We start from the raw sequence: 12,120 nt of genomic DNA on the forward strand, positions 1-12,120 counted from the left end.
GTCCTGGCCCAGGATCTGCTCCCGGGTTTCAGGCGGTGGCAGGTAGCAGCTCGGCGATGAGTGCCCGCACCCGGGCGCGGATCTCGTCGCGGATCGGGCGGACCGCGTCCACGCCTTTGCCGGCGGGGTCTTCCAGGTCCCAGTCGCGGTAGCTGATGCCGGGGAACACCGGGCAGGTATCACCGCAGCCCATGGTGATCACCACCGTGGACGATTCCACCGCGTCGGGGGTGAGGATCTTCAGGGTCTGGGCGGTGATGTCGATCCCCAGCTCGGCCATCGCCTCCACCGCCGCAGGATTCAGGCGCTCGGCGGGATCGCTACCCGCGGAGCGGATCTCGATCGCGCCATCGGCGAGATGGTGCAGGAATCCGGCGGCCATCTGGGAGCGACCGGCGTTGTGGACGCAGACGAACAACACACTCGGCTTATCGGTCACAACAGGGCCTTTCAGACGGTAGGGGGTGCCGAGTTCGGTGAGCAGGCGCGCACACGGGCAGCGATCTCGTCGCGGACCAGCCGCATCCTCTCCATGCCCTCGATCCCGCGCTGCGCGGGTTCGTCTGTCTCCCACCGCCCAACCTGCACACCGGGCGGGACGTCGAGGTCGGCTTCACGGCCGAGGACGACCACCCGGTCCACGGTGTGCAGCAGCAGCGGATCCACCGGCCTCGGGTGCTCGCCCGCGATATCGGCTCCGACCTCGGCGAGGGTGGGCACCGACAACGCGTTGAGTTTCGCCCCCGGATCGGTGCCCGCCGACAACGCGACGACCCGGTCGCCGGCGGCCTGGCGCATCAGCCCGGCCGCCATCTGCGATTTGCCGCTGTTGCGCACGCACACGAACAGCACCATGGTCACCGCGAACCCACTTCGGCCGTGGCGGTCGGGGTACGGAACCGGTTACGCAGGGCCAGCGACACATACACCAGCGCCACCAGCACCGGGACCTCGATCAACGGACCCACGACCCCGGCCAGAGCTTGACCGGAAGTAGCGCCGTAGGTGGCGATCGCCACGGCGATGGCGAGCTCGAAGTTGTTGCCCGCCGCCGTGAACGCCAAAGTGGTGGTCCGTTCGTAGCCCAGGCCCATGACGGCGCCGAGCAGGTAGCCCCCGCCCCACATGATCGCGAAATACGCGAGCAGCGGGACCGCGATCCGGACCACGTCCAGAGGTTGGGAGGTGATGCGGTCACCTTGCAGGGCGAACAGCACGACGATGGTGAACAGCAGCCCGTAGAGCGCCCACGGCCCGATCTTTGGGATCAGCGTGGTCTCGTACCAGTCGCGGCCTTTCGCGCGTTCCCCGAACCGGCGGGTGAGATAGCCGGCGAGCAGCGGGATCCCGAGGAAGATCAGCACCGACTTCGCGATCTGCCACGGGGAAGTGTCGATCGTGGTCTGCTCCAACCCGAGCCATCCGGGCAGGACCGAGAGGTAGAACCAGCCCAGGACCGCGAACATGACAACCTGGAACACCGAGTTGATCGCCACCAGCACTGCGGCGGCTTCCCGATCCCCGCAGGCCAGGTCGTTCCAGATGATGACCATCGCGATACAGCGCGCCAGGCCGACGATGATCAACCCCGTCCGGTACTCCGGGAGATCGGGAAGCAGTAGCCAGGCCAGCGCGAACATCAGCGCCGGTCCCAGCAGCCAGTTCAACACCAGCGACCCGGCCAGCAGCCGCCGGTCGCCGGTGATGGTATCGAGGCGCTCGTAGCGGACCTTCGCCAGCACCGGATACATCATGATCAGCAGCCCGATCGCGATCGGCAACGAGATCCCATCGATCTCCACCGCCGCCAACCCGTCACCCAGCCCGGGAATCAACCGGCCCAGCAGCAGACCCGCGGCCATGGCCACACCGATCCACACCGGCAAGAACCGGTCCAAGGTCGAGAGCTTGCCCACCACACCCTGCTCGACGGCACCGGTGGTGTCGGTGGCGCTCACGCGATCGCCGCCGCAGCCTCGCCGCTTTCCAGCAGCAGCGCCTCCGCAGCCCGCCGCGACGCCTCCGGGACCACCCGGTAGTACACCCACGACGCACGACGCTCGCTGGTCAGCAGTCCAGCGCTACGCAGTACCTTCAGGTGATGGGAGATGGTCGGCTGGGTCAGGTCGATGCCCTCGGACAGATCACACACGCACGCCTCCTGTCCAGCACGCGAGCCGATCGAGCTGAGCAACCGCAGCCGGACCGGGTCCGACAGCGCTTTGAACACCGCCGCCAGCTCCACCGCCGCGTCCGCGGTCAGCGGTTCACGCGCCCGGGGCGCGGGGTGACAGGCCTCGGCCGGTTCGATCGGCAATTGCGGATTAGACATGCATCGATATTGACAACCGCCTATGTCGTGGTGCAAGCGAACACCCGGTGAACAGCCCCACACGAGGGATCGTGTGGCTCGGCGGTTTCAGAGTTCGCCTCGAAACCTAGGTTTCGACACGGCGGCAGCACGGAGCGGTGCCAACCTTGCTGATGCGGTGGTGCTCCGGCCTCCAAGGCGGGTAGAGCATCGCCCACAAGGGCCAGGTCGGCGAGATGGTGGCAGCTGGAGGCGGGGCGACACATCCGGGTGGGGCATGGTTGCGAATACAGCCACGGAGTGACCGGTGAGTTTTCCACGGAGAACGGAGTGGTCGTTGAACAGTTCGCAATATGTCCAGTCGGTGGGTAGGGCAGCATCGGGGTGGCATCGGATGCTGTCGGTGGCCGCGGCCTGCGTGGCCGTGGCGGTGTGCCCGACCGGGGCCGGGGTGGCGCAGGCTCAGACGGACCTGCCTCCCGTCGGCGCGGAGATTCCCAGCTCGATGCTGGCTACCGGCAGCACCTTCGAATACCACGACAAGACCTTGACCCTCGACTTGCGAGGGGGGCTCCAACAGCGCGTCATGGAGAATCCCGAAGATCCGGTGAACAGCGTGCGGCTGCGCACCGTCGGGTTGAGGCTGCACGCGCCGATCGAAGACGGTGGCGCGATCACCTTCGAGCAGAATGATGTCGATACCACGGTACCGAGCACGCTGAGGCTCACGCAGACCTCCCCGGCCCGCTACGAGGAGAAAGACCTGTTCGATTTCTCCGTGACGATCGAGCTGCCGGACCAGCAGGAGCCGGTGGTACTGCACACCAAGTCTCCGATGGTGCTGACCGCGGAACTCGCCCGGTATCCGGCAGACGGTGAGATGTTCCGGCTCGAAGAACCGGTCGAGTTCGTCGACCCCAGCGACCCGGACACGGTCGCAGCCCGGCTGACCGCCTTCCCCTGTCAGCGCGGCCGCCCGTAGCCACGATGACCATGGCGGTCCTGGCCTCGCGACCCCGCCCCGGGGTCGATCCCCCTCGGTTGCAGCGGACCAGGCCAAGCACCCGACTGCGACCGGGCGTGCGAGATCGCAGTCGGGTTGCTCGACCGCACTCGACGCCAACTGCACAGGTCAGTGCTCGGCCTGCGGCGGAGACGATGATGCGACCGAGACAGGCCAACCGGCCCAGTCGCCGTTAACCCCCCTGCACCGTGAACGGGTCGACTGGCCGCGAGATCCTCGGTCGGGCACGGACGACATATCACCCTTACTGGCCGGAAAAGTCCGGTGACCTGCGGTGGAGGTGGAACGGGGTTCCCCAGGAATGTATGTCTCTTCTACATAGAGAGACATACTCCGCACGCCAGCCGATCTCCAGCGGTAGGTCTGCTGCCCGCCGGTGGTCATCAGGGTGAACCTGTCCGAATCGGACCGGTGTGCCGGATCATCGCGTCATACTTCGGTTATGGGGATCGAGTCGCCACGGAGGCATGCACGCGGGGGACGGCTGGGCGGCACCAATGTGAGGGCGGGTACCCGCTTCACCGACAGGCCCGCGCCTCGTCGGGGTGGCGGTCGCTCTCCCTACTATCACGGATCGCGCAGTGCCTCGGTCATGCCGACCCTGTGGGCCCTCGGTGCGCTCCTGATCGGCGGGATTCTCGTGCTGGTCGTGCTGACCCTCACCCACATGGACTCACCCACCGAGCGCACCGAGGGGCCTGTCGCGCCGTCGACGGTCGTGCCCGCGAAACCTGCTGCCCCGCCAGCGCCTGCTGCCCCGCCGCCGGCGTGCTTCCCTCTGGCGCCCTGCTGACGGCAGCGACTCCCCGCGTTTGACAGGCGACCAGGAGACTCCGCGCCACGCCGGGTCCGCTCCTCCGGGCGGCGAATACCGATATCGAGACAGGATTGCGCGAACCCTCCACCAAGGTTTTCCCGGGCCGGCATCGGTCTCTCGAAACCTTGGTTCCGAGACGGTCAGGCGACATGGTTTTCGGACACACCCGCGCGGTCGCTGCGCATGGCTGCATGTAGGCCGGTCGTGTGCAGGAACCGATGCATCTATGGACACGGGCGCCTAAACCATCGCTGGTGAACGATGAATTCCAGCGAAAAGTTGTCCATGAGATTTCCCTTTTTTGACGCCGGATACGAGGACTCGTCAGCGATGAGGCCGAAGGGGCGGCGGCCCTACGAGTGATGCCAGACGATCTACGACCTCGACCAGCGGCCTGCAGGTGTTGATCTCCATGGTCGCCACCGAGCGCAGCAGCGGCTCGATCTCTGCGGTATCGGCCGCAATCGTAGGGTCATAAGCGTCCCTTTCGTGGACACTGGGCGCTGCTGTTCCGCGCCTCCTCGGCCATCACTGGGCGAGGCGGCCCGCCCGGGGGCTCATCCGATCAACGTGTTGTGGGCCGCGGTCATTTCCTGGCAGTAGCGGGCGCGGGCGGCCTCGGGCAGTCGTGGCAGCAGTGGTCCTTTCCGGCGGGGTGATCGCAGCAGGCGAACTGCCAGGCGACCGCGGCTGCGGACGACACTTCGATCACCGGGTCCAGGCCGAACCCGATCAGCGCGGTCGAGGAGACCCGAGTGCCTTCGGACAGGGCGTCGATCGCTTCGATGAGGTTGTAGGTGATGGTCGCGGCGACGAACCAGCGGATCCGCCGCGCCAGGACTGCTTTCCGGTCCGGATCCGGTCCGGATCCGGACCGGTGATGGTCACTGCGCAGGGTGATCTCGCCGGTGTCGCGGCGGCGGATGAGTTCTTCGCGGGTGATGGCATCGTCGGGGGATCGAGGATTTCTGCGGCAGCGCTGACCCACCCCGGGCGGGCCGGCTGGTACTACGAGGTCATTCCCCGATACGTCCGGCCAGTCGTGCCCGGCCCGGCCCGGTGAGCTCGGCGGTGATGCCGCGGCGGCCGGCCATCGCCATCAACAACGCCTCACCGGGACCCGAGACCAGCGGCCCTTTCCCGCTCGACCACTCCAGATCGGTGGCCTCCAACCGCAGCCCGCGGATACGCCACGGCACCCCGAGCCGGGGGTTGGTGCGCACCGCGGTCAACACCCGGACCAAGCGGTGCGGCGGAATCTGCCGGGGCAGACCGAGTCCGCGGCGGATGTCCTGATGGTGGATGGTGCCGTCGACCAGCCCGATCATGCCCCCGAACCCCGCGGTCAGCCCGCTCGGGCGCAGGTGCGTCGTGAGCATTTCCAGCAGCTGCTCAGGGGTGCGGGAGGCCAGTTCGTCGACTCCGACCTGGTTGGTCCACAACACCCGGCCCCGCACGAACCGCGCGGCCAGCGCGACGGGCCCGAGATCTTCGTAGCTGATCATGTGCGCGACCACGTCCCGGACCCGCCACCGCGCACACGGGGTCGGCATCTCCCACTGCTGTGGGGTCAAGGTCGCCAGCAGCGCCGCGAGTTCCCGGCGTTCGGCCTCGGCCATGTCCATATCGCTCATAAGGTCCGCTCCCGGCTCGGCCCGGCCGGCCCGGGCATTGCCGGTCATGCTCGTGCTCCGGCGATCTCGGCGAACCGCGCCAGCACCGTGCTCCACCCGCCGCCGCGTTCGACGATGGTGTCGCGAATTGCCTTTCCTTCCACCAGCCGGTCCAGGTGGCGGTGCTCGAGGGTGAGCACGGTCTGCTCCGGCGCCTCCGCGGTGAACCGGAACTCGATCTCACTGGCCCGCGCCGGATCCGGGTCGAAGCGCCAGAGGCCGTTGATCTGCCAGGTCACCACGATCCGATGCGGCGGATCCCACACCAGCACCCGCCCCCAATCGCACTCCGAACCATCGACACCACGCTCGAACCAACGCCCACCCACCCTGGGCTCCAGGATCGCGTCGGCCATCTCGGCCGCGCCGATGTGATACGCCGACGGCCACCAGTCACCGAACGACTCGGTGAAAAACGCGAACGCCTTCTCCAACGGCAACGGCACACTCGCGCTGCCCTGCAACGCAGCCAACGGGGTCGGTGTGGTCATCGATTCGGCTCCTGTTCGGTCGTGTCGGCGGCCGCGGCCTCGGCGGCCTTCTGGAAAGCAGCCAGCGAGTGATCCCAGATACGCTGGAAATACGCCCGGATACCGGCCAGCCCGTCCGGGTCGATCCGATAGATCCGCCGGGTGCCCTGCGGCTCGACGATCACCAGACCGCCCTCCCGCAACACCCTCAGATGCTGCGACACCGCCTGACGTGTGATCGGCAACGACTCGGCCAGCTCACCCACCGATGCCGGCCGCCGCGCGACCCGCTCGAAGATCTCCCGACGCATCGGATCCCCCAGGATTCCCGGATCCACATCTCTGAAAGACTCCACTTTCGTAAGTGTGCACTTGCATTAGGCGGCGCGCAAGACCGCGACAGAACTCGGGCTCCAAGGTCGCCGCACCCGGGCGCCACCGCCCCTACGGAACGATACGAACATCTTCCGACCCCGACCGACGTCCGCATCCGCCGATGAGTGACGTCGGAGATGGCCGATGGAACCACACGTATCTTCTGCCGTCGGGAACCCATACGCGCGGATCGACGTCCAAGAGTTCGACGGGTCCGATTCGGGCTCGGTCTCGAAATATCGAACGAGGGGGTCCTGATGAAAAGGTCGATGAACCGGGCGCTGATAAGGGCACTCGCCGCAGCTGCCATCGCCGTGGCCGGCCTCGGTGCCATCGCCGTCGACCCGGGTCTTGCGAAGGCCACAGGTGCCGGTGGTGGGAGCTGCCTGGCGAACGAGGTGTTCGACCAAGGCAGGGATCCGAACAGGTACGACCTGTACCTGTGTGTCACCGCGACCAAGGAAGAGTGCACGGCCTGGGCGGAGCGGACAGCCGCCGCGGTCGGCGGGCACGTCATCCCGGACACGTGCAAGTACGTCGAGGCAGGCGCGAGCGACTGGTCCCATCCGGCCGGGTTCTACGGCGCCGTCGCCCGCTACAAATAACAGGACCCTGGATCTTCGCCGAGGGGCTGAGAGACCCGCGAGTTGATACCGAGCGCCACCACTGTGCAAGAACCGATGCATTTTTGGACGCTACTCTGCGATTTATCGCTGGTCAGCGAGATTTCAGCTGAAAATTCGTCCATAGCCGCCATCATTTGTTGAACAGTCGGGCCGAAACGGGCTCCGGCAGGCGAACGCCCCCGGTCGGCCGAAACCGTACTGTTCAAAAAACGCGTCGTAAAGTCCGAGTGTCCATAACTGGAGGAGGGGCTTTTCTGGACATTGAGTCGACGGGTGCTGTGGGCCGCGCGACACGAGTCCGCCGGGTGTCCTCATCTGATGCCGGCGCCGGCCTCGTATGTGTCGTAGGCCCACTTGTTCAAAGGGTCGATCTCCTCTTCGCTGATGCCGTGTTCTTCCGCTCGCTCCAGCAGTTCCATCGCCAGTTCTGAGCGCTTCACCAACTCCAGGACCTCGTATTCGGAGGTTTCGATGAAGGCGTAGGCGCCCAGAAGCGCCAGCGGGCCGCGTACTTCGGGATCGAGTGCCGGATTATCGAGCTGGAGGTAGGCACCCCAGGCGATTTTCTCCCACCGGTCAGGATCGGTCGATGACCGATGGGCGGGATCGAAGTACTCGGCCAACGGCTCGGGTAGCCGTCCCGATTCGACGAGGGCGAGAGCGGTCGCTGGCATCGATGGTAGGTCGAACAATCTTTCCTCCTGCGTGATCGACTGGGCTCGGCGGAAACGAGCAGTTCGCCGCCGAGCTCCGGACAGCGGGAGGCTATCAGCGGACCGGGACAACCTGTTCAGGTAATTCGCCCACCCTTTTCTGTACGATCGCGGGGTGACGGCTACCGATGCGCTCGAACCGCTTTCCCTCGACGGCGATGCCCTGGACCCGATCGGTGGGGGAGAGTACTGATCGGGTACGCCCGCGTCTCGACCCGCGACCAGAACCTCGACCGGCAGACCCGCGCCCTGAAGGCGGCCGGATGCAAGAAGGTGTTCGCCGACAAGAAGTCAGGCAAGGATGTCGAGCGCGAACAGCTCGCGAGGTGCTTAAACTACATGCGCGCCGGCGACACCCTCGTGGTCGCCTCGCTGGACCGGCTCGGCCGCTCTCTGCAGGACCTGATCTCGATCGTGGCCGACCTGCGGCGCCGCGGCATCGGGTTCCGGTCGCTGCACGAATCACTCGACACCACCACCCCCGGCGGGCGCCTGGTCTTTCACGTCTTCGCCGCGCTGGCCGAATTCATCCGCGGACTGATCGTCGACGGCACCCACGAGGGCCTGGCCGCGGCCCGGGCCCGCGGGCAGCGCCTCGGCCGGCCACCGGCCATGACCGATGAACAGGTCCGCCAGGCACGCGCGTTGCTCACCCGGCCCGACGAATCGGTGTCCTCGATCGCGCGGCTGCTGGGAGTTTCGCGGACCACGCTGTACAAGTACCTGCCCGAACTCACGCGCAACGGCCCGGCCGGCCCACCCCAAACGGCGCAACATCCCTGGTTGCCATAGGGGCCGTAGGGCCCTGGCTCAGCGCGGGCGTGCCACGTTCTGGGGGAACTGCCCCTCTACGTTGCCGGCTGGGTTGTAGAGGCCGACGACGACGGTGTAGCCGCCCTCCGAGGCGTACCCGATACCGAGTCGGGTGCTGGCCTTCCACACCAACTGCGTGAAATGACCCGTCGCCATGCTGAACCCGGGGTTGTTGAAGTCGTATTCCTTGACCTCGTCGTACCACATCTTCGTGCCCATCTGGACAAAGGAGACAGCGTCCCAGCTGCCCTGTCCCCCGACGAGGTTCTCCCCGGCCCCGTTCTTGTAGGGGCAGCTGTGATCGATCGTTTTCTTGGCGGCGTAGTACTTCGCGCATTGCGTGGCCTGGTTGTTCAGGTTCTGGGTCAAGGCCATGGCCGGGGAGCCGTGCTTGGCCCGGTAGTTGTTGTGCAGGGTGAGCCCGGTCTGCGCGTAATCGCTCTGTCCGGCGGCAGGGCCCCCGCCGGTGACGAGCGCGGCGAGCACCACCGCGGCAATAACCGATACCAATCGACCGACACGCACGACGACCTCCCGAGACAGAGCAGCACACAACAGGAATGAAGCACACGGACCTCCGAACACCCACAGGCCGTGAGCGTTTCGGGATCAGGTGAGCATACTCGCACTCGCTGCACTGCTCCTCGAATCCCCCGACATGCACTCGACCCCGGCAGCAGGCGACCCCGAAGGCGGTACAGCAAAGGCTGGGCACCGCCTCCATCCCACCCGAACCGAGCGACCGGACGACTCGATATCCGGCGAATATCGCCTCCCGCAGCCGGCGTCACGCCTCGACCTCCTGCGGACAACGCTACGGGAGCGGCACCCGTCCCACCGGCCGAGCGGACCGGGCCTACGAGGCCCCGCCGGCACCGCCGCGCGGGCGCGGGCCGATCTGGTCGAGCAGATCGTTGACCTCGTCCGGGAAACCATTGGTGACCTGCTGCGGTGTCTTGTTCGGGAAGCGGCGTGCGACATGCTCTTCGGCTGCCGAACCGGGTAGCACGTACACCGGTTCGGTCTTGCTCTGCAGCGGCCGGACCACCTCCTCGAGATGGGCCCGGCGATCGTCGAGATAGGCGCCGATCACATCCTCGCCGGCCGGGCATACGGCCATGCAGTAACCGGCCTTGTAGTTCGGTTTGAACGACAGACTCTGCCACATGGAGAACGATTCCCCGGTGGTGACCCGCTGCCGGTAGTCGTCACGGCCGGCACTGTCGGCGACGGTTTCCGCCCAATCGGTGAAACCGCCCATGAATTCCCGGTAGTTGTGCGTGTAGCACGCCTGGAAATCGAAACCCCCGTCCGGGGTTATCGCTCCCACCGGGCAGGCGGAGACACACAGCTTGCATTCGAGGCAGGGATTGAAATCCAGCGCCGCGCTCGGGGTGTCGATCACCGCGTCGGTGACCACCGTGCCCAGCAGGATGAAGTTACCGAAACGGGGGTGGATAACGTTGCGATGGATGCCCATGACGCCCAGCCCGGCGGCCTCGGCCACCACCTTGTGCGCGATCACCCAGATACGCCCGGGAAACTGCTGCACTTCCATCGGATATCCCGGCGCGGGATAGACCGCGCGGTATCCGGAGTCCTGAAGCGCCCGGGTGATCCGGCGGGACACCGCATTGGTCTCGTCGTCCGCGTGATTGAATTCGGTATTGGCGAGACTGCGCTGCGGACTGCGTAGATTGTCCCGGTTCATCCGTACACAGAACGAGACGAATGTGCGGGCGGCGGGCAGGATCGCCCGCGCGTGCCCGAGTTCGTCGGTGACCCGTGGATCCTCGACGGCGACGAACCCCACATCATCTGCGCCGGCCGCGAGGCAGATCTCGCGGAGCCGGTCGGCGGCGAGGACCGGGTCGGGTTTTTCACGCTCGCGACCGGCCATCCGCTGGACGGTCGGATGCTGCGTCAGCCGCCGCGGGGCGGCCGGGTCGTGCTCGGTATCCGGCATCGGGACTCCTTCTCGCAACGAGATCCACGCGGGCTCACTATGAACGACGGCGTGGGCGAGCGGAATTCATCGGTCGCCGGATCCACCAGGCGCGGCGGCGGGGGAGCAGCGGGCGTCAGTGCGGATACAACGGCACGTCCGCCGCGTCGAGGCAGTACTCCCACAGCGACAGCAGGTGGCCCTCGGTATAGCGGGTGTGGCGCAGATAGTGTTCGTCACGGATACGCCGGTCGTGCCAGAAATGGCCGGACAGCGGCGCCGGGGTGGTGGTGGCCAGCCAGACCGCGGTATCGGCGCCCTCGGCGGCGGTGCGCATCGCCGGGCGCAGCGCGGAGCCGAAGCGGGGGAGTACGGGGGTGATCCCCGGTGTGGCGACCCAGCCCGGATGCATGCTGTGCACGCCGACCCCGTGATCGGCGAGACGTCCGTCCAGCAGCGGCCCGAACGCCACCTGCATCCGTTTGGTGCGGGCGTACGCGGTGGCGCCCCGGTATTCACCGCTGCGATACTGCGGATCCCGGAACGGCAGTGGCTGCGTATACATCCCGCCGGAGGCCACGAAGATGATGCGGGCGTCGCCGGAGGCGGCGAGCAGGGGGGCGAGCCGGTCGGTGAGGCGTAGCGGGCCGAGGACATGGGTGGCCAGCGTCAGTTCGTGTCCGGCGGAGTTCTCGGTGCGGTCACCGGGCAGTACCCCCGCGTTGTGGACGAGCACGTCCAGCGCCTCGTGGCGCGCGCTCAGCGCCCGGGCGCAGGCGTCGACACTTCCCGGTTCGGCGATATCGCAGATCTCGAGTTCCACCTGTGCCCCGGGAACGGCGTCGCGGATCTCCCGCCGGGCCCGCTCGCCGCGGCCCGCGTCCCGGACCGCCAGCACGGTGCGCGCGCCCAAGCCCGCGAAGCGGGTGGCGATCGATTTCCCGATTCCCGAGTTCGCGCCGGTGACCAGGGCGGTTCTACCGCGCAGCGCGTCGGTCGGGGGGTCGTCACGGGTCCAGGAGACCTTGCGCAGGTGGTAGCCGAGGCGGGTGTAGCCGGGCACTATCGTCCGGTCGAGCAGAGCGTCGACTGTACGGATCATCGGATCACACCTCGCCTCATCTCGTCGGCACGAACTGCTCGACATCCGGACAGCCGCCGCGGAAGCCCGCCCCGGCATGAGCCGGATAGAACCGCCGTATGTGCTGGAACACGGGGTCGAAGCCGAGCGCGCTCGTCCCGTCGGTATACCCACCGAATGGCTCTTGCCACAGGCGCCGCGTGTGCGCGTAGCGCTCGCTCATGCATCAATTATGCATCGTTTAATGGTCTATTGCTACCCGGGCGCGGTCG

15 protein-coding genes and 1 pseudogene are annotated in these 12,120 nt (G+C 67.0%); 3 read left to right on the forward strand and 13 right to left on the reverse strand.

All coding sequences use genetic code 11. The annotated features are described in order from the left end of the window. Nucleotides 1-28: 28 nt before the first annotated feature. The 4 genes from NS4_RS25720 to NS4_RS25735 are packed head-to-tail and all read right to left on the reverse strand — an operon-like array spanning nucleotide 29 to nucleotide 2,332. Entirely contained in the window at nucleotides 29-439 is a 411-nt protein-coding gene (locus NS4_RS25720) for an arsenate reductase ArsC (RefSeq protein WP_063062073.1), read from the reverse strand. An 11-nt stretch (nucleotides 440-450) separates the two neighbouring features. Beyond that, nucleotides 451-855 carry an arsenate-mycothiol transferase ArsC gene (locus NS4_RS25725; protein ID WP_063062074.1) on the reverse strand — a complete coding sequence of 135 codons (405 nt, stop codon included), beginning with the start codon at nucleotides 853-855 and terminating at the stop codon, nucleotides 451-453. Between the two features lie 2 nt (nucleotides 856-857). Continuing rightward, nucleotides 858-1,958, reverse strand: a complete 1,101-nt coding sequence (arsB, locus tag NS4_RS25730; protein ID WP_063062075.1) for an ACR3 family arsenite efflux transporter — start codon at nucleotides 1,956-1,958, stop codon at nucleotides 858-860. Then, nucleotides 1,955-2,332 carry an ArsR/SmtB family transcription factor gene (locus NS4_RS25735; RefSeq protein ID WP_063062076.1) on the reverse strand — a complete coding sequence of 126 codons (378 nt, stop codon included), beginning with the start codon at nucleotides 2,330-2,332 and terminating at the stop codon, nucleotides 1,955-1,957. The genes arsB and NS4_RS25735 overlap by 4 nt, the downstream gene beginning before the upstream one ends. A gap of 316 nt (nucleotides 2,333-2,648) precedes the next feature. Between NS4_RS25735 and NS4_RS25740 the strand changes: the two genes are divergently transcribed. Continuing rightward, complete coding sequence (locus NS4_RS25740) at nucleotides 2,649-3,293, forward strand: hypothetical protein (RefSeq protein ID WP_157106240.1); 645 nt, start codon at nucleotides 2,649-2,651, stop codon at nucleotides 3,291-3,293. Nucleotides 3,294-4,801: 1,508 nt separating this feature from the next. Here the strand turns inward: NS4_RS25740 and NS4_RS25750 are convergent. From NS4_RS25750 to NS4_RS25765, 4 genes and pseudogenes are all read right to left on the reverse strand, one after another. Continuing rightward, a pseudogene (locus tag NS4_RS25750) lies at nucleotides 4,802-5,047 on the reverse strand (cobalt transporter); the annotation flags it as partial. Nucleotides 5,048-5,168: 121 nt separating this feature from the next. Next, on the reverse strand, nucleotides 5,169-5,786 hold the full coding sequence (locus tag NS4_RS25755; protein ID WP_084487721.1) for a maleylpyruvate isomerase family mycothiol-dependent enzyme: 618 nt from the start codon (nucleotides 5,784-5,786) through the stop codon (nucleotides 5,169-5,171). Nucleotides 5,787-5,830: 44 nt separating this feature from the next. Further along, on the reverse strand, nucleotides 5,831-6,316 hold the full coding sequence (locus NS4_RS25760; RefSeq protein ID WP_063062080.1) for an SRPBCC family protein: 486 nt from the start codon (nucleotides 6,314-6,316) through the stop codon (nucleotides 5,831-5,833). Then, on the reverse strand, nucleotides 6,313-6,651 hold the full coding sequence (locus NS4_RS25765) for an ArsR/SmtB family transcription factor (RefSeq protein ID WP_084487715.1): 339 nt from the start codon (nucleotides 6,649-6,651) through the stop codon (nucleotides 6,313-6,315). The genes NS4_RS25760 and NS4_RS25765 overlap by 4 nt, the downstream gene beginning before the upstream one ends. A 276-nt stretch (nucleotides 6,652-6,927) precedes the next feature. On the opposite strand from NS4_RS25765, the gene NS4_RS25770 reads away from it, so the two are divergent. Beyond that, nucleotides 6,928-7,275 carry a hypothetical protein gene (locus tag NS4_RS25770; RefSeq protein ID WP_063062081.1) on the forward strand — a complete coding sequence of 116 codons (348 nt, stop codon included), beginning with the start codon at nucleotides 6,928-6,930 and terminating at the stop codon, nucleotides 7,273-7,275. 332 nt (nucleotides 7,276-7,607) lie between these two features. Here the strand turns inward: NS4_RS25770 and NS4_RS25775 are convergent, their stop codons facing one another. Beyond that, nucleotides 7,608-7,970, reverse strand: coding sequence for a hypothetical protein (locus NS4_RS25775; protein WP_063062082.1), 363 nt, complete (start codon nucleotides 7,968-7,970; stop codon nucleotides 7,608-7,610). Nucleotides 7,971-8,201: 231 nt separating this feature from the next. Between NS4_RS25775 and NS4_RS25780 the strand changes: the two genes are divergently transcribed. Continuing rightward, nucleotides 8,202-8,801 carry a recombinase family protein gene (locus tag NS4_RS25780; protein WP_063062083.1) on the forward strand — a complete coding sequence of 200 codons (600 nt, stop codon included), beginning with the start codon at nucleotides 8,202-8,204 and terminating at the stop codon, nucleotides 8,799-8,801. 18 nt (nucleotides 8,802-8,819) lie between these two features. Here the strand turns inward: NS4_RS25780 and NS4_RS25785 are convergent, their stop codons facing one another. From NS4_RS25785 to NS4_RS32440, 4 genes are all read right to left on the reverse strand, one after another. Then, nucleotides 8,820-9,347 (reverse strand): CAP family protein, encoded by a 528-nt coding sequence (locus NS4_RS25785; RefSeq protein ID WP_157106241.1) that lies wholly within the window; start codon nucleotides 9,345-9,347, stop codon nucleotides 8,820-8,822. A 331-nt stretch (nucleotides 9,348-9,678) separates the two neighbouring features. After that, entirely contained in the window at nucleotides 9,679-10,788 is a 1,110-nt protein-coding gene (locus tag NS4_RS25790) for a 4Fe-4S binding protein (protein ID WP_157106242.1), read from the reverse strand. Nucleotides 10,789-10,903: 115 nt separating this feature from the next. After that, complete coding sequence (locus NS4_RS25795; protein ID WP_063062085.1) at nucleotides 10,904-11,869, reverse strand: SDR family NAD(P)-dependent oxidoreductase; 966 nt, start codon at nucleotides 11,867-11,869, stop codon at nucleotides 10,904-10,906. Between the two features lie 16 nt (nucleotides 11,870-11,885). Continuing rightward, nucleotides 11,886-12,071, reverse strand: a complete 186-nt coding sequence (locus NS4_RS32440) for a hypothetical protein (protein WP_063062086.1) — start codon at nucleotides 12,069-12,071, stop codon at nucleotides 11,886-11,888. Nucleotides 12,072-12,120 lie beyond the last annotated feature (49 nt).

This window comes from Nocardia sienata NBRC 100364 (assembly GCF_001613205.1).
Taxonomy (GTDB): domain Bacteria; phylum Actinomycetota; class Actinomycetes; order Mycobacteriales; family Mycobacteriaceae; genus Nocardia; species Nocardia sienata.